Origin of the sequence: Pseudarthrobacter sp. R1, assembly GCF_024494415.1 — a bacterium.
GTDB lineage: Bacteria > Actinomycetota > Actinomycetes > Actinomycetales > Micrococcaceae > Arthrobacter.
In genome coordinates this window covers 38326-58060 of record NZ_JAMKFI010000009.1, presented here as the reverse complement: position 1 = coordinate 58060, position 19735 = coordinate 38326, and the positions used below count along the sequence as shown (strand labels likewise).

The 19735-nt window shown below is 61.6% G+C and carries 13 protein-coding genes; 5 read left to right on the top strand and 8 right to left on the bottom strand.

The window, feature by feature from the left end:
• Positions 1 to 2: 2 nt before the first annotated feature.
• The 3 genes from M8J71_RS17550 to M8J71_RS17540 form a co-directional block, all read right to left on the bottom strand.
• Positions 3 to 2252, bottom strand: a complete 2250-nt coding sequence (locus tag M8J71_RS17550) for a beta-glucosidase (protein WP_256249079.1) — start codon at positions 2250 to 2252, stop codon at positions 3 to 5.
• A 78-nt stretch (positions 2253 to 2330) separates the two neighbouring features.
• Positions 2331 to 3677, bottom strand: coding sequence for an MFS transporter (locus M8J71_RS17545; RefSeq protein ID WP_256249078.1), 1347 nt, complete (start codon positions 3675 to 3677; stop codon positions 2331 to 2333).
• 63 nt (positions 3678 to 3740) lie between these two features.
• Positions 3741 to 6221: a glycoside hydrolase family 2 TIM barrel-domain containing protein gene (locus M8J71_RS17540; protein ID WP_256249077.1), complete on the bottom strand. Its 2481-nt coding sequence runs from the start codon at positions 6219 to 6221 to the stop codon at positions 3741 to 3743.
• A 396-nt stretch (positions 6222 to 6617) separates the two neighbouring features.
• On the opposite strand from M8J71_RS17540, the gene M8J71_RS17535 reads away from it, so the two are divergent.
• The 3 genes from M8J71_RS17535 to M8J71_RS17525 all read left to right on the top strand — a co-directional run bounded on the left by M8J71_RS17535 (position 6618) and on the right by M8J71_RS17525 (position 9213).
• Positions 6618 to 7583, top strand: coding sequence for a LacI family DNA-binding transcriptional regulator (locus tag M8J71_RS17535; protein WP_256249076.1), 966 nt, complete (start codon positions 6618 to 6620; stop codon positions 7581 to 7583).
• A gap of 335 nt (positions 7584 to 7918) precedes the next feature.
• The gene (locus M8J71_RS17530) at positions 7919 to 8905 is read left to right on the top strand and encodes a Gfo/Idh/MocA family protein (protein ID WP_256249073.1); all 987 of its coding nucleotides are present in this window, start codon (positions 7919 to 7921) and stop codon (positions 8903 to 8905) included.
• Positions 8906 to 8979: 74 nt separating this feature from the next.
• Entirely contained in the window at positions 8980 to 9213 is a 234-nt protein-coding gene (locus M8J71_RS17525; protein WP_256249072.1) for a hypothetical protein, read from the top strand.
• A 527-nt stretch (positions 9214 to 9740) separates the two neighbouring features.
• On the opposite strand, the gene M8J71_RS17520 is transcribed toward M8J71_RS17525, so the two are convergent.
• The 5 genes from M8J71_RS17520 to M8J71_RS17500 all read right to left on the bottom strand — a co-directional run bounded on the left by M8J71_RS17520 (position 9741) and on the right by M8J71_RS17500 (position 16993).
• Complete coding sequence (locus M8J71_RS17520) at positions 9741 to 10808, bottom strand: alpha/beta hydrolase (RefSeq protein ID WP_256249070.1); 1068 nt, start codon at positions 10806 to 10808, stop codon at positions 9741 to 9743.
• Between the two features lie 85 nt (positions 10809 to 10893).
• Entirely contained in the window at positions 10894 to 13170 is a 2277-nt protein-coding gene (locus M8J71_RS17515) for a glycoside hydrolase family 3 N-terminal domain-containing protein (protein ID WP_256249069.1), read from the bottom strand.
• A 39-nt stretch (positions 13171 to 13209) separates the two neighbouring features.
• Positions 13210 to 14565, bottom strand: a complete 1356-nt coding sequence (locus M8J71_RS17510) for an MFS transporter (protein ID WP_256249068.1) — start codon at positions 14563 to 14565, stop codon at positions 13210 to 13212.
• 481 nt (positions 14566 to 15046) lie between these two features.
• Positions 15047 to 16249 (bottom strand): MFS transporter, encoded by a 1203-nt coding sequence (locus M8J71_RS17505; RefSeq protein WP_256249067.1) that lies wholly within the window; start codon positions 16247 to 16249, stop codon positions 15047 to 15049.
• Positions 16250 to 16321: 72 nt separating this feature from the next.
• Positions 16322 to 16993 carry a GntR family transcriptional regulator gene (locus M8J71_RS17500; protein ID WP_256249066.1) on the bottom strand — a complete coding sequence of 224 codons (672 nt, stop codon included), beginning with the start codon at positions 16991 to 16993 and terminating at the stop codon, positions 16322 to 16324.
• A gap of 157 nt (positions 16994 to 17150) precedes the next feature.
• Between M8J71_RS17500 and glyA the strand changes: the two genes are divergently transcribed.
• Complete coding sequence (gene glyA, locus M8J71_RS17495) at positions 17151 to 18509, top strand: serine hydroxymethyltransferase (protein ID WP_308292960.1); 1359 nt, start codon at positions 17151 to 17153, stop codon at positions 18507 to 18509.
• On the top strand, positions 18506 to 19726 hold the full coding sequence (locus M8J71_RS17490) for a sarcosine oxidase subunit beta family protein (RefSeq protein WP_163167983.1): 1221 nt from the start codon (positions 18506 to 18508) through the stop codon (positions 19724 to 19726). The genes glyA and M8J71_RS17490 overlap by 4 nt, the downstream gene beginning before the upstream one ends.
• Positions 19727 to 19735: the final 9 nt, after the last annotated feature.

Genomic DNA, 19735 nt, shown 5'->3' with positions numbered 1-19735 from the left:
GGCTAGGCAGTGGCAGTTGCGGGCTGGCTGGGCTCGTTGAGCATTGCGAGGAGCCAGTCGCCGTCGATGGCACCGCCAAGGATGCTGAGGATCTGGTTCATGGGCATGGAGAGCATCATTTTGGTCCCTTCGCTGTCATCATCGAGATGCTGGTTGTTGGCTGCCATAATCTGGTTCAGCCGGTCTCGGAGCGCCGGACCGGCCACCGGGTGGCTGACCCATTCCGCGACGTCTGACTGAAGCGAAAGGGCGGCGGCCAGCTCATCGCCGTCGAGCTGGACGTCCTGTTGGAGGAGCACTTCCGAAGCGTTCTCGGCGACCTGAATGGTGTAGTTTCCGGAGGGGACGACCCAATCGGACCGGGTGATGTCCCAGTACCTGAGTGCGCGCCGGTCGAGGGTGAGCTGTACGCTTCGTGTTTCGCCGGCTTGGAGCAGGATCTTCGTGAAAGCTGCGAGGGTCCGTTCGGGTCGCTGCACCGGTCCGGCCGCGGTGGAGACGTACATCTGGACGACGTGCTTGGCAGCGACCTCACCAGTGTTGGTGACAGTAACAGTGGCTGCGATGGTGTCGGGTCCGGCTGCTTCAGCGCGAAGGTCGGACACTTCAAAGTTCGTGTAGCTCAGTCCGTGCCCGAACGGGTACCGGACGGGCTGGTCGACTGTTTCGTAGTAGCGGTAGCCGACCATGACACCTTCGCTGTAGCGGACGTGTTCCTGCTCACCCGGGAAGGACAGGAAGGTGGGAGTGTCTTTGAGCCGGTATGGGATGGTCTCGGCGAGACGGCCCGATGGGCTGATGTCGCCGAAGAGCAGGTCGGTGATGGCTTTGCCGCCGCCCTGGCCCAGGAGGAATCCTTCGAGGATCGCGTCGACGTCATCATGCCACTCCTCAAGGGAGACGACTCCCCCGTTCGCCAGCACAACGACCGTGCGGGGTGCGGCGGCTGCCACGGCTTTGATGAGCTGTACCTGTGCTGGCGGCAGCTCCAGCCGACGGCGGTCAAACCCCTCGGATTCTTCCTCTTCGGGGTTGCCGGCGAAGATGATGGCGATGTCGGTTGCCCGTGCCGCTGCCACTGCCGCTTCGCGAAGAGAGTCCTCATCGGCCGGTTCCAGGCTGAAGCCTGGGCAGTAGTGAACCGTCGTGCCGTTCGCGCTGGCGCGTCCTTCGAGTTGCTGAAGCGGAATGTCAACCTGTGTGGCGTTGACATGTGAACTGCCCCCGCCCTGGTAGCGCGGCGTCTGGGCAAATTCGCCCACCACCAGCAGGGATGACTGCGGCTTCAGCGGCAAGACCTTGTCCTTGTTTTTCAGCAGTACGGCGCACTCGGCTGCGAGTTCACGGGCGAGGTCATGATGAGCGCCGAGATCCGCCGTTGCCGGGTCAGTCCCGGTGAACGCGGTAAGTCCAAGTACCCGGCCAACGGCCGCGTCAAGCGTTGCTTCTTCCACAGCCCCTGACTTCACCGCTTCGATCAGGGATTGGGTTGCATACTCCCCCGGGCCGGGCATGGCCAGATCCAGGCCGGCGGCAGCTGCCGCAGGCCTGGTGCGCACCGCGCCCCAGTCCGAAATCACTGCGCCGGTGTAGCCCCATTCGGTGCGGAGAACGTCGGTCAGGAGCCACTTGTTCTCAGAAGCATGGACACCATTGATCTTGTTGTACGAGCACATCACGGTCGCAGGTTTGGCTTCGGTCACCACCCTTTCGAAGGCGGACAGATGAATCTCGCGCAGAGTCCGTTCGTCAACGTCGGAACTGATCACCATCCGTTCGGTTTCCTGATCGTTTGCCGCGAAGTGTTTCAGCGAGGCTCCGACGCCCTGCTCCTGCAAAGCGTTGACGTATGTGCTGGCGAGCACCCCGGACAGCAGGGGGTCCTCCGAGTAGTACTCGAAGTTTCGCCCGCCCAGCGGTGACCGCTTGATGTTCACCCCTGGGCCGAGCAGAACGTCCACGCCCAGGGCGCGGGCTTCGCGGGCAAGCGCGGCACCTATCCGCGCTGCTACTTCTACGCTCCAGCTGGAGCCAACGGCTACGGCAGGAGGGAAGCAGGTGGCCGGCTCGCTGTTATACAGGCCGAGGTGGTCCATCCCGTGTTTCTGGTGCCGCACCCCGTGCGGACCATCCGCGAACGTGACGGACCCGATGTTCTGTGCGGGGATAGCAGTGGTTGTCCAGAAGCCGGCCCCGGTCAGAAGGGAGGCTTTTTCTTCCAGGGTCAGCGTGGTGACATCGACGTATTTCATGTGATTCCTGTTCGGCGGGGGCAGCCCCCCTTCGGATAGAGTGCGCCGCTCGGCGACGCGTGCGCATGATGAAGCGGGTCAGCGTACGGTTTTGACTTTCAAGACGACAATGCCGCCTGCGACCGTGAAAGCAGCGGCTATGAGGTAGAGCAGCGAGTAATTCTTTTCGGCTGCCGAAACGACCCCGATTCCCAGGAACAGCGGCGCAATCAGAGGAGCAGCGGATTGTGCCAGAGAATTGGCGAGTCCGTTGATGCCTACGAAGCGTCCGGCATCGGTATCCCTTTCCGGGAGTACGTCCAGTACCAGTGCCTGGTCCACGGCGGAGAAGATGCCCAGGCCAAGGTTGGTTATTGCGGCACCAACCATCAGCATCGGAAGGTCGTTAGACAACGCCATCATGACCGCTCCGACGGAGAACATGGCACCAGAACCCAGGACAAACGGTTTGCGGCGATGCAACTTATCAGACAGGAATCCGCCACCGATGGATCCTACAATCACGGTCACGACACCAATCAGCCCGGCGATGGCTATCAGTCCACCGATTTCGGTGACTTCGAGGTTTAGCCGTTGTGCGAAAAAGAATGCGGTGAAAGTCGAGTTGAGCGTCAGACCGAAGTAGAACAGGAACCGGCCGAGCCAGTTCCATGAGAAGTCGGGGTACTGGCGCGGGTTGTAGACGAACTTGGACAGCATGAGCCGGAGATCGAGTTTGTCATCGAATGTGCGCATCCGGCTGTCGTCCTCCGGTACGACGAAGGCGAACAGGAGCACGAGGATCACGCCGATCACGCCCGGAACCATGAACAGCAACACGGCATCCGTGGCGAGGATGCCGCCAAGGATGGAACCAGCGACCGGGGCAGACATGGTGACGAACCCGACAAGCCCCCCGACCTTTCCGCGCTGGGACTCGGGCAGGCGGTCGGCCTGGGAATTGGTGAAGCTGCCGATGACAGTGTTCCAGCCAAGGGTCGTGATGACCCAGCCGACTGCGATGATCAGGACGCTCGGTGCGATGGCGATGACAAGCAACCCGATCGTGCCCAGGATGGCACCGCCAACAAGCCATGGCCGCCGCCGGCCGAAGCGGGTACGGGTGCGGTCGCTCAGCACGCCTGTGATAGGGCCCGAAAAGAGGGACACAACCGCGGCGGAACCGATGACGTAGCCCAAATACTCTTCGTTATCCGGTGCAATTTCTTTAATGCGGATCGCCAGGGAAAGCGCGATCGGGGTCACCAGGGCGATGTAGGCGCCGAACAATCCGAGCAAAATGAACCAGATGTACCGGGCACCCACCTTTGGGAAGTCACCCTCCGCGTTCGCAGGGCGGGTGAGCAGGATGCGTTCTTCTTCCACCTCTGCTGGACCACCACTCATAGTGGCGGTTGTTGGCGGAATGTCACTGTTGTTTGTCATGGAGGACTCCGTTGTCGGAAAAGCGGGGGTTAATTTGATTGGGGCGCACAATGCCCCGGGGTTTTAGGAGACGAGCAGCCGGTCAGCACTCGTGGTGCTGGCAACGGAGCGGAGCTGAAGCCTGACCGTTTCGCAGTCGGCAGCATCTACCGTCACGTAGATATCGCCTTCTCCGACCGGGCGGATGATCGCGATTGCCCGGCCGTCAAAGGTCGTCCGGGTAGGACCAGCGAACGTCTCTTCCGTCGCGGGGTTCGCACTGCCAAGTGCCTGGAGCCGTCCGGCACCGCTGACTGTCACCGTCACAGCGCGGTCCTTGCCGGGGTGGATGATGCCGTTACCGTCAGTGACGGCGATAGCGACAAAGGCAAGGTCACGGGTGTCTGGGGTGAGCTGTTCCCGGTCAGCCTGAGCTTCAAGGCTAATTCGCTTTTCAGCGGTATTGAGATGTGTCCGGGATTGTTCTATCCCGTCTGAGTAGGCCACAGCGGTGAGCTGGCCCGGCTCGTAGGTGAAGTCAAAGTCCGCCCGGAACGCCAGGTCCGCCCCGACAGCGGTTCTGCCTACGCTCTTGCCGTTGAGGATGAGTTCGACCTCGTCGGCGTCGGAATAGACCTCCACGTGGACCGGGCAACCTTCGAATCCTTCCCACGTCCAGCTTTCGATCGCGTCGCTCCAGGACCACGGGGTCTGAAGCGGGGCGCGGCCATGGAACTCCGGGCGGTGGACGGCAATATAGGGACGGGAGCGAAGTCCGAAGACAACCTCACGGTAATAGGAGGCAGGGCGCCGCTCCCCCGTGATGTCGAGGTCGCCGGACCAGGCCGAAAGCCACGGATACGGCCGGGCCACCATGGCAGTAGCACCGGATTCCGAGTCGGCGTATCCGACCGAGCCGAGTCCGGCTTCACCAAGGTAGTCCCAACCGGTCCATGTGAAGTCCCCGATCACGTGGCTGTGGGCCTCCACCAGTTCCCAGTTGCGGGCTATCTGCCCCGGAAAGGTCTCGGTGCCGACGATGACCCTGTTCGGGAACAACGTCTTGTCCAGGACATAGCGGCCATCGCCGTAATTCATTCCCGCCACATCAAGCACCGAAAAGGACTCGGCAGTCCGTTCGCTGACCATCTCAGAGGCGGAAATCTGGTTCATCATGTCCCCGACCTGTGTCATCATTCCGTTGACACCGGCGCCGGAGCCATCGGAGGCGGCCTGGTGCTGCTTCATTCCGGCGAGCACAAGATCCAGACTCGAGACAAATCCGTTAATTCCATTGGTGATGGGGCGGCTCGAGTCCAGGGAGCGCAGTTTTTCGGCCAGCCGCCGGCTCCAGATACCCCCGTCGCGGGCGCCGGTTTCCGGGATCTCATTGCCGATCGAGTACATGATCACGCTTGGATGGTTGCGGTCTTTTGCGACCATCGCTTCCAAGTCGCGTTCCCACCACTGAACGAAATCGGTGGCGTAGTCAAAGTCCGATTTGCTTGAAGTCCAGACGTCGAAGGCCTCGTCGATGACCAGCATCCCCAAACGGTCGCATGCCTCCAGCAACGCTGAGCTGGCCGGGTTGTGCGAGCTTCTGATGGCGTTGAAACCAGCTTCCTTCAGCAACCGCACACGCCGCTCCTCTGCGGCGGCGATGGTGGCCGCACCCAAAGGGCCGTTGTCGTGATGCACGCACGCCCCGCGAAGCTTTACCGTCTCCCCGTTGATGCGAAGCCCCCGTTTGGGGTCGATCTGAAGCTGGCGAATGCCAAACGGAATGCTTTCCTTGTCCAACACCCGGTCCTCTGCGCGCACCTGCAGGACGCAGGTGTACAGCGACGGAAAATCCACACTCCAGAGCGCAGGCCTGTCCACGTACAGCCGATGCCTGACCACAGCCGACGTCCCGGGAAGGAGAGTGAGAGGCGACCCGTCGGTGGCGGCCTCCGCAATCCCTTCCTCATTAATCGAGGACGTCACTTCCACCGTGGTGGTGAGGGCACTGAAGTTGGTGATCTCAGCGGCGACTTCGACAACGGCACGTTCACTGTCGATATCGTCAGTGGTGATCCGGACACCGTCGACATTGATGTGCACAGGCTCTTTGACGATCAGGTGCACGTCCCGGTAGATGCCGGCGCCGGTGTACCAGCGGCTGTCCTGGTGCGCCCGGCACGCCACGCGAATCTCGTTTGTTGATCCAAAACGCAGGTAAGGGTCAATTCTTACAGTAAAGCGGGAGTAGCCGAACGCATGCTGGCCGGCGAGGGCACCATTGACGTAAACCATCGCATCCCGGTAGACGCCGTCGAACTCAAGGACGAAGACCTTCCCCTGATCCCCCTCGTCGACCGAGAGGGTCTTGCGGTACTCAAAGGCCCCGCTGGGAAAGTAGCCTCCAGCCGCCCCGCTTGGAGCGTCGCTCCGCCGTTGGCTGGATATCTGGGCATCATGCGGAAGAGTGACACTCACCCATTCCGAACCCGCTCCTCCCAATTCCGCGAAGGCACTCACCTTGGTGCGGACAGCCCATCCTTCATTGAACGGGTTCCTAGACATGTCACTCCTGAACTTCGTTGTTTGAGTCGTATTGACGCGTGACAATAAGGAAAGCACGGGAATTGACGCGCGTCAACAGTGACGCAACGCGCGTATGCCAGCCCTGTTGCGGTACGGGCCTGAGGCGTTCGTTCAGGTGGCGTTCGGGCAATCCCTATGAGGCAGGCGCTGTTGACGCGTGACAACATTTTCTGGTCGGGTTTTAGTTTGTGCCCTACACTTGCTGGTAACCTCAGTGGTTGTCACGTGTCAATCAGTGTCTGCTTTGCCCCAGACGGGCTCATAAGCCTGTCTGGGCGGGCCTCCGATTTCCGCTCCTGGCTAGCCGCGCAGTGAAACGAATCGGAATTGTCGCGTGTCAAGGTATCTTTTAGTAAGGAGCTGAGCAGAAGAAAGGTGGTCGTCGTGATTCCAACTAGTCAAGATGTGGCGACCCGTGCGGGGGTTTCCCGCTCAACTGTGAGCCAGATCCTTAACGGCCGTGCCGAGTACTTCGCTGAGGAAACCCAGGCACGAGTTGCCCAGGCGGTGGCTGAGCTCGGCTATGAACCATCGTCAGCTGGTCGCACCCTTGCCCGCGGCTCGAGCGACATCGTGATCGCCCTGATCCCCGACACAACATTTGGCCGCAATCTTCAGGACATTTACGGGTCACTCACGGAGGAACTAGCCAGACGAGGCCTCACCTTAGTTCTGCGTCTATCCACGTCCACTGAGGCTTCCCTGGACAGGCTTGTCGTTGGAATGAAGCCTCGAGCTGTCTTGACCCTTACTGCACTGCCTGCTGGACAGCGGGAATTACTTGTCCGCCGTGGCGTTGAGGTGCTTGAGCCCGATGAGTCCAGCAACGCTAATGTCAATGCGCGGATTGGAACGCTCCAGGCTCGTCACCTGATCGAGCGGGGTTACCGCTCGCTCGGGTATGCCCACTTGCGCGATGCCCGCAGCGACCCGTTCGGCGGCGCGCGTGAACGCGCCTTTATCGAGGAATGCCGACTGTGCGGACTCGACGAACCACGCATCCTGCACCTGGACGTCACGCCCGAAGACGCACGGTCTGCGCTGGAAAAACTGGAGCGCCCCGGCTTCGCCGTCGCCTGTTACAACGACGACGTGGCAACCGCACTTCTCTACGCAGCCACCGAGAAGGGCTGGAAGGTTCCGGACGACATCGCGCTCATCGGCATGGACAACACACCACTGTCCCGCCTTACCGTCCCGCCTCTGACCACAATTGGATACGACCCCAATCAGGCCACGCAAGGCTCACTCCAGCAACTGCTCAACCGGCTGGACAAAGACAACAACCGCGAGGAAGTAGTCGAGGTTCAAATGGACCTTGTTCAGCGGGAAACAACATAAATCAAACCCTGCCGCTCCGCCCCACAAAATTCCGGAGTACAGGGAGACCGGCGCCCCGGGTCTCCGCCGAAGTCCAGATGAGCAAACAACCACTGCTTCCGACGCCCTGAATTGACGTGCCCCGGCGCTCCAAAAGACGTGCCACGAGCGCTGCTGAGGCCATGCTGACAAGTAATGCGCTTCAAGCTGGTTTTATCTTCACTCCTTCGGTGCCGGACCGCGCATCCCCCTTGGCGCCGAAGCCGCACTCTCACCGCTGAACGCCAAGCAGCCCATAGCCGGGCCCCGCCGGGACCTCGCAATCCCCTTCACAATCAAGAGGAAGCAGGGCGACAATGCCTGATACAAAACCTATCCGCATAGGAGTTTTGGGTGCTGCCCGAATAGCCAATGAAGCGCTCCTGGCCCCAGCACGACTCGTGAATGGAGTCCATGTCACCGCAATCGCAGCACGCAACATTGACCGTGCCCGGGCATACGCGGACAAGCACGACATCCCGCGCGTCCACTCCTCGTATGAGTCAATGCTCGCTGACCCTGACATCGACGCCGTTTATGTCCCTTTGCCCGCTGCCCTGCATGCAGAATGGACGATCGCGTCCCTTCAGGCAGGTAAGCATGTACTCGTGGAGAAGCCCTTCACGAGCAACACGGCCGCAGCAGAATCTGTAGCATCGTTCGCGGCGAACTCAGACCGGGTAGTGATGGAGGCGTATCACACCCACTATCACCCGTTGCATGGGCGGCTGCGGGAGATTCTTGCGTCGGGTGAGATAGGGAAAGTTCACTCCGCGCGGGCAACGTTCTGCATCCCTATCCCGCCAGGCAGGGACATCAGATGGAACCTGAGGCTGGGCGGCGGCAGTCTCCTCGACATTGGGTATTACCCCGTGCGGACACTCACCGGCCTCTTTGGACAGACCCCGCAAGTAGGGGACTCGCAGGCTTGGATTCGCAATGGCGTGGATCGCCGCGTGGAGGCCACAATGCACTTCGACAACGGGGTGAGCGCCCAGGTCGTGTCATCGCTTTGGTCCCGCCAGCTCTTCAGCATGGCATTGGTCGTTCACGGCGAAACCGGACAGATGCAGGTAACCCGCCCGTACCACCCCCATATGGGAAGCCGGGTTGAAGTCAAAGGCATTGCTGGTCGACGCACAGAACGCACCAGCCGTAAGTCCACATACACCTACCAGTTGGAAGCCTTCCGGGATTCCATCCGAGGAAAGACGGAAGCTGAGACGGATTGCGCGGCAGCAGTGCGCCAAATCCACACACTCGACGCAATCTACAGCGCGGCAGGACTGCAACCGCGCCCCTGACAGAACTCCTGGCCGCCTACCCCGGCCGGCGCCAAAGACTGATGCAGCAGCTAGACCATGTATAGGAACAGATCATGCAATTCGAGAATCCGAAGCTGGAAACACCCGGCATGTTGGAAGTACATGTCAAGCAAGCGGCTGAGGTGGACGATGCCCTGACAAAGGCAATAGGCGTCGTGCAGGAGGCCGCCACCGAACACCGGACTGGAATCCTGGTAACGCGGATCGACGTCGGCAGGTATATCGTCCGGGCGCATCCTGCAGTCCCCTTTGGACTGATACGGCAGCAGCATGAACGCGGCGGCTAACCAGTCAGGACAGCCTCGAGCCGATAGCTTCGGCAGGCGGGCGAGCAAACCACTGCCGCCACGTTCATCCATCGGAAGGGATACTTTTGAAGACCTCTGTGAACCTCCCCGAGAAGGCATCCCACGCACCTTCAGGGATGCGCCTTACTCCGGAAATCCTTACGCCCGGAAACAAACTCACGCTACGGCTTGGGCATGAAACTGTCAGCGGCATCGTGGACGAGGTGATGCCTGATCAATCTTGCTTCTGGATTTGGGCCGACGGCGGAATGGGCCGGCGGATGATTGATGCTCGTGATGCGACTCTTGCAACTGACGCACTGACAGATTAGGGGGCTGTCATCTCCCCCGGTCCGGCGCGCTTTTGGCTCTGACGGCCCTGAAGCCAGGATGTCCCGTTGGAAGCCCCACAGGAAGACTACTAGGGGACGCGCCGGAGGCCTTTCGATTCAGCCGGGGCCTTGCCCGCAGGGGCCTGGCACTGGGCAGTGTCCAGGCCCCTGGCGTTAGGCGCTTACTGGGTCAGTTCAACTCTCGAGGTCCAGTGTCTTTTCCAGCTGGGTTGGTTGCTGGCTCAGGAGCCGGTGCAACCACCGGGCTCGCGCGCGGGTCGCGTCTTGTGAGACGGCTGCGCCAGGGGCGAACCGATCGAACCCATGGTAACCACCTGGCCATACGTGCAGCTCTGCGTTGCCCCCCGCTGCCCAGATTCGGCTCGCGTAATCGACCGCTTCGTCGCGGAAGACCTCCGCTGAGCCCACGTCGAGGAACGTGGGGGGAAGGTCCGACAGATCCGCGGCTCGTGAAGGAGACGTGTATGGAGACACATCCGCTTTCCGACGGCGATCTCCCAGGAGCGCGTTCCAACCGAACTCATTGGATTCCCGGATCCAAGATCCGTTGCCTTGGAATTGAAAGCTGGAGGCAGTGTCATTGCTCTCGTCCAACATTGGGCATGTAAGCATTTGTCCTATCAGCTTCGGCCCCTTTTGATCCCGGCACCTCAGTGCGACGCCCGCTGCAAGACCGCCTCCTGCACTCATTCCGAAGATCAGAATCCTGTCCGGGTCAATGTTCAGTTCTTCCGCGTGGTCGATTATCCACAGCAGTCCCGCATAGCAGTCATCAATCGGGGCAGGATCAGGATGCTCAGGTGCCAGCCGGTATTCGACACCAACGACCGCCAGTCCTTCGGCTTCCGCATAATCCAACACCCAACCCATGTCGGAACGTCGCCCACCAGAAATCATCCCGCCGCCGTGCACGTAATACACCGCCGGCGTCGGAGCCTTAGCTGCGGTAGGAGTACACACCAGAAGGGGCACGGCCGGCGCCCCCTCCAGCCCCGGTGCGCTCTTCTCCTGGACCCGGTAAGCACCTCCACGCTCAAGGTCAGCGTCAGTTGGATCGCCATAGGCAACCATCTGACGTATGACCGGGAGCAGCTCGCTGGTGACTGGCTCCGGGAAGACCGCCTGGGCTGCAACCAAAGCGGGCGAACACTCGGGGTCGAACGCCGGCGGGGGCCCAACCTTCACCCCATTACGCACGTCTGCCGGCATCGAGACGACACCTACCTTCTCGTCCACGCTCATAAGACTCCTGTCAACGCCCATACTTTGCCTTTCGCTTGAGGCCCTGCACCCACTCACCGCTTGCGGTGATTTCCGTTAGTGTTGCTCACTTGACGCGGAGACTGCTCGTAAGTTGAGCCAATGAATCCCCACCGACAAAGAGATCAATAATCGTGCTGTCCTGCACCCAGGAACCGGTAACGTCGCTCCAGTAGCTCAGTTGCTGGGGCCCGATTTGGAAGGAAACTTTTCTCGTCTCACCTGGTAGAAGCGTGACGCGCTCGAACCCCTTGAGCTCCCGTACAGGTCGTGACGAAGTTCCGTATCTTTGGTGGATATACAGCTGGGCGACTTCATCAGCCTCCCGTTCGGACGTGTTCGTGATGTCAACGCTCACGTTCGTCGTTGCACCGACTGCGATGTCTGAAGAATCGGTTTGGAGGTTCGAGTATTCGAATTTGCCATAGCTGAGCCCGTAGCCGAAGGGGTAAAGCGGTGTTGAAGCTTCATTCCAGTAGCGCTTGTCCTGATCTTGCGGGGCGAACGTACGGTAATGTGCGTAGATCATAGGCACCTGACCGACATGCCGTGGCCAGGTGAAGGGCAGCCTGCCCGCTGGTGAGACATCGCCGAATAGCACTGAGGCAATGGCGTCGCCGCCCCGCGTTCCTGGGTACCAGCCCTGCACGATCGCAGAAACGTTTTGGTCCGCCCAGCGAAGGTCGAGGGGCCGGCCCGCCATGAGGATGACGGCCACCGGAGTTCCCGTGGCCGCGATCCTCTGCAACATTTCGAGCTGGCGTCCAGGTAGGTCCAGGTTGGACTTGGACGCCGTCTCGCCTGCCTGGTCTTGTCGCTCCCCTATAACGACCAGAGCGATATCTGATCGTGCGGCAACTGCCACGGCCCGGTCGAGCTCTTCGTCGTCATCGTCGATCACGCCGATGCCGCCTGAGCCTGGGTCGGGATCCTGAAGAGCAAAGGGTGAGGGAAAGGCGCGGTCAGGTACGCCGACTCCGGCGGCATACTCCACCCTAAGTTCGCTGCCCGCCCTGGCACGGATCCCTTCCAGGATTGAGACTGTTTCGTCTGTGCTGTGTCCGAAGACCCATGGTCCCAATGTGTCGCGCTTGCTGTCGGCCAGCCGTCCGATGACGGCTACAGTTGCGGTCTGATTCGGTGCCAACGGAAGCACGCCATCATTCTTGAGGAGAACGATGGAACGCTCGGCACTGACACGTGCGGTGTCGCGGTGGCCGGGATCCCCCAGCACCTTTTCCATCTTTGTGTCCTCAACGAAAGGGTTTTCGAACAGGCCGAGCGCGAACTTGACTGTGAGTACACGTCGGACTGCCTCATCGAGGATCGACTGCTCGAGCCTTCCGTCTTCGACCAATTGGGGCAGCGATGCATAGGCGGGCTCGGACATGCTCATTTCCATGTCGACACCGGCAGTTATCGCCCGGGCGGCTGCGTCGGCTGCGTCAGCGGCGAAGTGCTGGGTCTCCAGCGATTTCACTGCGTTGGCGTCGGAGACCACAAAACCCTCAAATCCAAGTTCCCCCCGCAGGATGCCGTTGAGCAAGCGAGAGTTGCCGCTGGCGGGTACGCCATTAAGGTCCATGTAGGCACTCATGACATTGTGAGCGCCCGCATCAATGGCTGCCTTGAAGGGTGGAAGATAGACGTTGCGGAGCTCCGATTCGGAAATTTCAGCATCTTCGTAGTCACGTCCTCCCCGAGCAGCGCCGTACCCGGCAAAGTGCTTTGGCCCTGCAATGATGCTTTCGGGGCCGAGGTTTCCTTGGAAGCCATGTACCTGAGCGGCGGCCACGATCGAGGTCAGGAAGGGGTCCTCGCCGGCACTTTCCACGATTCGTCCCCACCGAGGGTCTCTGGCGATGTCGATCATCGGCGCGAAGGTCCACTGTATTCCTGAAGCTCTCGCCTCACGGGCCGCTACCTGTGCGCCAGCAGTGATAACGGCCGGATCCCAAGACGCCGCCTGAGCGATCGGCACCGGAAGAACCGTTCGAAGGCCGTGGATCACGTCGAAACCGAATATGAGGGGGATGCCGAGACGGCTACCAGCCAAGGCTTTAGCCTGGTACCTGTTAGCCACAGCTGCGTCACGAATGAACAGCAGTGAACCAATTTCCCCCCGCTCTACGGCGGCGTCAATTTGCTGCGTCTGCCGAACGAATGCCTGATGCTCCTCAGGCAGGGCGTCGATGTCAAAGTCATCAGGCAGTTCCCCGATTGCGAAGCAAAAGGACTGCGTCAGCTGAGCTGCTTTTTCGGTGCGTTCCATTCGACCAAGAAGGTCCTCGACGCGTCGGGCGACCGGAAGCGAAGCGTTCATGTAGGGAAAATCGGTAGTCACTGTCTTCTTTCTAAATTTGGGTTTGGCAGCGCCACGGAGCTAGCGGACCGACTTCACCTTGGTAACGACGATCAGCCCGCCAATAATGGTCAAGACCGCCGCGATCAGGTACAGAACCGAATAGTTTTTATCGCCGCCGGAAACCATCCCGATCACAAGGAACGCCGGTGCGGCGATTGGTGCCAGCGACTGTGGGACCGTCAGCGAGAAGCTATTCAGCGCGTTAAATCTGGCGGCCTGGGTGTCCCGTTCGGGCAGGACATCCAGCACGAGAGCCTGATCCACGGCAGAGAAAACCCCGATGCCAACGCTGCTGAGGAACGATCCGATGACGATGAACTCGATGGAGGGGGCGAACGCAGTCGTGACGGCGCCGACGCTGAAGATGACACCGCCGGCCAACACAAACACCTTCCTCTGCTTGAATCGGTCCGAAAGAAAGCCGCCTCCGATAGCGCCGGCCGTCGTGGCCACGATGCCAAGCAAGCCAACAAGGGCAATCGTGCCGCCGATCTCCGTGATGGGGAGGTTGAGACGCGACGCCAGGAAGAACGCTGTGAAGGTTGAACTCAGGGTGAGGCCGAAATAGAAGGCGAACCGACCGACGAAGTTCCACGAAAAGTCAGGGTAATTCCGCGGGTTGTACAGGTATTTGGAGAACAGGCCCCTGGCACTCAATTTCTCCTCGAGGATGAGGTCGCGCGAGTCCGGTTCCTGAACAAAGAGCAAAAACAACACAACGAGCACCGCACCGATCAGGCCGGGCACAAGGAACAGCAGGTAAGGACTCGAAGATAGGGCCGAACCCGCGACACTTCCGATCACGGGCGCCATCATGCCAGCCATGCCAGTCAAGCCAGCCACTTTTCCTCGCTGAGAAGCCGGCAGTCGGTCAGCTTGGGAATTCTGCAGGCCGCCGAAGATCTGTCCCCAGCCAAGCGTCGAGACTATCCATCCAATCGCCAGCACAACCACGTTTGGAGCAATAGCGAGGATGAACAGGCCGATAAGACCGACTGCGAGTCCCGCAACCATCCAGGGGCGTCTGCGGCCCAGCCGGGAGCGAGTGCGGTCACTAAGCACTCCAAACATGGGCCCGACAATGAGCCCGAGCCCGGCTGCGGTACCGAGAACGAATCCGAGGTACTCCTCATTCTGAGGTGCCAAGGCTTGAATCTGAATCGCAAGAGACAGGACGAGCGGTGTTGTGAACGCCAGGTTTGTTCCGAAGAGGGCCAGGATAAGGAGTACGACATAACTCCTGGGAACCGGGGGGCGGTCATCTTCTGTAGCGGCCTTCAGAGCTGCAAGCGCTTCAGCCTCAACAGACTCGGGGGGAACGACTATCGGGCCGGAAGTTTCCGGGCCCGCTCCTGGCTGGTTTATCTGGGTCATTCAGGACTCCTTTGTCAACGACGGGATGATTCACGCGTTGTGGCCCCTGTGGTCTTGGACTGAGACGCCAAACACAGTTAACGCGCGTCAATCAGGAAACCACGTTAATTAACGCGCGTCAACGTCCGGTTGAATTTTGAAGGTCGCCAGCAGGAGTCGATGCCACAGAACTGTTCCGTTCAAGGCCGGCGTCCACACTGCCTCATCCAGTTCACTCTTCTGGCCAAGGGGTTCCGCTCGGAAGGTCCTCTAACCAACACGGGCCGGGTATCCCACTAGTAGAGACGGGTTAGGGCACACCCCAAACCTGACGTCAGACACCCGCTCAATTACCGTCAGAATAGGGTCCGGGAAACAGTTCCTACACGCCCGGGGCGAACACCCTAAGACCCCAACCTGACACAAATCACGGAACCCATGCCGCAAAATGCCCACGCCACACATGAACCTCCGCCCGCAGCGCTAATGAACCGGCCATGCGTCACACTGACCCGCTGATCACCCGGTCACGCCCAGCAAGCACACCCATAAAAGCGAGAACCGCCATGATGCCCGCGGTGACGAGCAACGGAAGCGTCCAGTCTCCGCTCACGTCGCGAAGACCACCAAACATCACCGGCCCCACAGCAGCCAGGCCGTAACCGACGGACTGCGCCATGCCGGACAGTGACGCCGCCTGCGGGTAGTTCACGGTCCGGAGGCTGAACAGCGACAGGGCGATCACAATGAGGCTCCCGCACCCGATGGCTCCCAGGACGACCCACAACAAGGTGAGGTCCGGCGCAAGCGCCAACCCGAGGAACGTCACGAGCATTGCCGCGCCGCTCGCGGAGGAGACGAGCCGTTGGTCCGAACCCCGGTGGAGGATTCCCCCGGCCATAAGGCTGGCGAACACGCTGATGAGCAGGAAAACGGACAGATGGATGCCGGCAGTTGTGGCCGAAACCCCGCGGCTTTGTTCGATGGTGGGCAGCCACGCCATCAGGACGTAGAAGGCGATGGACTGCAGCCCCATAAAGGCCGTCACCTGCCAGCCCAAGGCGGAGGCCCAAGGCGACCGATAGGAACCCTCCGGCTTGGTGGTCACAGTGCGTGACCCGTGCCGGCGCAGCCACGGCAGGAGCACCGCCATGGCGATGAGGGCCAGTCCCACCCAGATGCCCAGGGCAAGCCGCCAGCCCGCCGGCGACGTTTGCGCCACGGGCACGACGACGGCGGCCCCCATCGCGGCGAACGCGGCCTGTGTTGCGGTGTAGCTTCCGGTGACCCGGCTGACCTTTGCCGGGAAGTCCCGCTTGACGAGCGAGGGGACCAGGACATTGAGAAACGCTATCGCCAGGCCAATCAACGCCGTGCCGGCCCAAATGAAGCCCGGCACAGGCAAGGAGCGAAGCACGATGCCCGAAGCCAGGAACAGCAGGGACATCCACAGCGCGCGGTCCAGCCCCATACGTGAAGCGAATCCGGGCGCCACGGGTGAGAAGACCGCGAAGGCAATCAGCGGAAGGCCAGTCAGGAACCCCGCTGCGGCACTGGACAGGCCCAAGTCACCGCTGATATTCGCGAGTACCGGCCCAACGCTGACAAAGGACACCCGCAGATTAACTGCAATAAGCAGAACCCCGATCAAGGCGAAGCCGATCCTGGCGGTGCGGCCTTGCGCGTTCCGGGTGGCAGTTGGCATCGTGCGTTTTTCCTTCTGGCAGCGAGAGGGCGTCCGGTTACAGAACCGGAAAGGCGATTCCAGTGGGAAGCGCTACAGCACCTTGCGGATGGTTTCCTCGAAGCTCGTGACGTGGTGCAGGGCCAGCTCGCTGGCCCTGTCGGCGTCACCGGCCGCTACCGCCTTCAGCAGGTCCACGTGCTCTGTAATGTGGCCGGTCACGGAGGGAACCTTATCCAGCACCACGCACCAGATGCGCGTGGCCAGGTTGTCGTAGCGGATCAGCGTGCTTTCCAGGTGTGGGTTCGCGGCCGCCTTGTAAATCAGCCGGTGCACCATCAGGTCATAGCGCATCAGGTCCCGGGTCTCCCCGGACGTGGGGTCAATCCCCGCAATGGCATCGGCCACCCGCAGCAGTTCCCGGCGCATGCCTTCACTCGCCCGGGCGGCTGCACGGCGGGCGGCCAGGGGCTCCAGCAATTCCCGGATCTCCGAGACATCTGCCAGCTCGGTGAAGTCAACATTCGTGGCGAACGTTCCGCGGCGAGGATAGGAAACCACCAGGTGGTCCACCTCAAGCCGCTTAATCGCCTCGCGCACGGGAGTCCGCCCGAAGCCAAGCTCGGCCGCCAGCTGCCCGTCATTGATCGGCTCCCCCGGGCGGATCTCCAGCATGATCAGCTTGTCCCGCAGCTGCCGGTACGCGGCCTCCGCCTGGGACGGAGCTTCCTCCTCCGCAGGGGTCAGAGCAAGAAGTGCGTTCAAGGCGCCGCTCCGTTCTTCGATCACGTGCCGGACCCGGACACGGTAGCTTCCTGCCGCTTTCGGTCCAGCTATTGACTCTGCTGTGACCCCGATCATACCATTGACCTCACACTGATATATCAGTTATCAAGCAAATGGTATTTCAAAAGGAGCATCCGTGGTTGAGCAGTTGAACGAGCGACTTTCCGTCGTCGATCCCGAGGTCCAGCAGGCCATCACGCATGAGCTGGGCCGCCAGCAGTCCACGCTGGAAATGATCGCTTCGGAGAACTTCGCCCCGTCCGCAGTCATGGAGGCACAGGGCTCGGTCCTGACGAACAAGTACGCCGAGGGCTACCCGGGCAAGCGCTACTACGGCGGCTGCGAGCACGTTGACGTTGTGGAACAGCTCGCCATCGACCGGGTCAAGGCTCTGTTCGGCGCCGAATTCGCCAACGTCCAGCCACACTCCGGCGCGCAGGCAAACGCCGCCGCCATGTTCGCCCTGCTGAACCCGGGCGACACCATCATGGGCCTGAGCCTGGCCCACGGCGGACACCTGACGCACGGCATGAAGATCAACTTCTCCGGCAAGCTCTACAACGTGGTCCCCTACCACGTGAGCGAATCAGACCTCCGCATCGATATGGCCGAGGTCGAGGCACTGGCCCTCGAACACAAGCCCAAGCTGATCGTTGCCGGCTGGTCCGCCTACTCCCGCCAGCTGGATTTCGCGGAGTTCCGCCGCATTGCCGACCTCGTGGGCGCCTACCTCATGGTGGACATGGCCCACTTTGCCGGCCTCGTGGCCGCCGGCCTGCACCCAAACCCGGTGCCGTACGCCGACGTCGTCACCACCACCACGCACAAGACCCTCGGCGGCCCGCGCGGCGGCGTCATCCTCGCCAAGGAGCAGTACGGCAAAAAAATCAACAGCGCCGTGTTCCCCGGCCAGCAGGGCGGCCCGCTGGAGCACGTGATCGCCGCGAAGGCCGTCGCCTTCAAGCTCGCCGCCAGCCCCGAATTCAAGGAACGCCAGGAACGCGTCCTGCAGGGATCCAAGCTTCTCGCCGAACGGCTCCTCCGCGACGACGTTGCCGCAGCAGGAATTTCCGTGGTCAACGGCGGCACCGATGTCCACCTGGTCCTGGTGGACCTCCGCAACTCCGAGCTGGACGGACAGCAGGCCGAAGACGCCCTGCACCGCATCGGCATCACCGTCAACCGCAACGCCGTCCCCTTCGACCCCCGCCCGCCGATGGTCTCCTCCGGACTCCGGATCGGCACCCCGGCCCTTGCCACCCGCGGCTTCGGCGCCGAGGAATTCACAGAAGTTGCGGACATCATCGCGACGGCGCTCATCGCCTCGGCCGGCAGTGTTGCCTCCGGGACCACGTCCCTGGGCGGCAGCACCGCCGTCGAACTCCGAGCCCGCGTGACCGCCCTGGCGGAGAAGTTCCCCCTCTACCCCCACCTCAGCAACGGCGCCGAGGACATTAACGAATTTGAAGCAGACATGATTGGAGCAGCCCAGTGAGCACCCAACAGCTCCCCGAGCACCCGGACTTCCTCTGGCGCAACCCGGAGCCCAAGTCCTCCTACGACGCCGTGATTGTGGGCGGCGGCGGGCACGGCCTGGCCACTGCCTACTTCCTGGCGAAGAATCACGGCATGACCAACATCGCCGTCCTGGAAAAGGGCTGGCTGGCGGGCGGCAACATGGCCCGCAACACCACCATCATCCGCTCCAACTACCTCTGGGACGAGAGCGCCGCCATCTACGAGCACGCCCTCAAGCTCTGGGAAATCCTGCCGGAGGAACTCGAATACGATTTCCTCTTCAGCCAGCGCGGCGTTATGAACCTCGCCCACACCCTGGGTGACGTCCGCGAAAGCATGCGGCGCGTGGGTGCCAACAAGCTCAACGGCGTGGACGCGGAATGGCTTGACCCGCAGCAGGTCAAGGAACTCTGCCCCATCCTGAACATCAATGACAACATCCGCTACCCCGTCATGGGCGCCACATACCAGCCCCGTGCCGGCATCGCCAAGCACGACCACGTGGCCTGGGCCTTCGCCCGCAAGTGCGACGAGCTGGGCGTTGACATCATCCAGAACTGCGAAGTCACCGGCTTCGTCAAAGACGGCGAGCGCGTGGTGGGGGTCAAGACCAACCGCGGCACCATCAACACCGAAAAGGTGGGCCTCTGCGCCGCCGGGCACAGCTCGGTCCTGGCCGAAATGGCCGGTTTTCGCCTCCCCATCCAGTCCCACCCGCTCCAGGCCCTGGTTTCCGAACTGCACGAACCCGTCCACCCGACGGTGGTCATGTCCAACCACGTGCACGTCTACGTTTCCCAGGCCCACAAGGGCGAACTGGTGATGGGCGCCGGCGTTGACTCCTACAACGGCTATGGCCAGCGCGGGTCCTTCCACGTGATCGAGCACCAGATGGCGGCCGCCGTGGAACTCTTCCCCATCTTTGCCCGGGCCCACGTGCTCCGGACCTGGGGCGGCATCGTGGACACCACCCTGGATGCCTCCCCCATCGTGGGCAACACCCCGGTGGAGAACATGTTCGTGAACTGCGGCTGGGGCACCGGCGGCTTCAAGGCCACCCCCGCAGCCGGCATGACCTTCGCGCACAACATCGCCACGGGCGCCCCGCACAGGCTGAACAAGCCGTTCGCGCTGGAACGCTTCGAAACCGGCGCGCTGATCGACGAACACGGCGCCGCCGCCGTCGCCCACTAGCCGCCGCCT

Excerpts from the sequence above, each read along its gene's own strand:
- M8J71_RS17520 (WP_256249070.1), bottom strand. The coding sequence starts at position 10,808 with ATGAGCGTGGACGAGAAGGTAGGTGTCGTCTCGATGCCGGCAGACGTG.
- M8J71_RS17525 (WP_256249072.1), top strand. The coding sequence starts at position 8,980 with ATGCAATTCGAGAATCCGAAGCTGGAAACACCCGGCATGTTGGAAGTA.
- M8J71_RS17545 (WP_256249078.1), bottom strand. The coding sequence starts at position 3,677 with ATGACAAACAACAGTGACATTCCGCCAACAACCGCCACTATGAGTGGT.
- M8J71_RS17530 (WP_256249073.1), top strand. The coding sequence starts at position 7,919 with ATGCCTGATACAAAACCTATCCGCATAGGAGTTTTGGGTGCTGCCCGA.
- M8J71_RS17510 (WP_256249068.1), bottom strand. The coding sequence starts at position 14,565 with ATGACCCAGATAAACCAGCCAGGAGCGGGCCCGGAAACTTCCGGCCCG.
- M8J71_RS17540 (WP_256249077.1), bottom strand. The coding sequence starts at position 6,221 with ATGTCTAGGAACCCGTTCAATGAAGGATGGGCTGTCCGCACCAAGGTG.
- M8J71_RS17550 (WP_256249079.1), bottom strand. The coding sequence starts at position 2,252 with ATGAAATACGTCGATGTCACCACGCTGACCCTGGAAGAAAAAGCCTCC.
- M8J71_RS17505 (WP_256249067.1), bottom strand. The coding sequence starts at position 16,249 with ATGCCAACTGCCACCCGGAACGCGCAAGGCCGCACCGCCAGGATCGGC.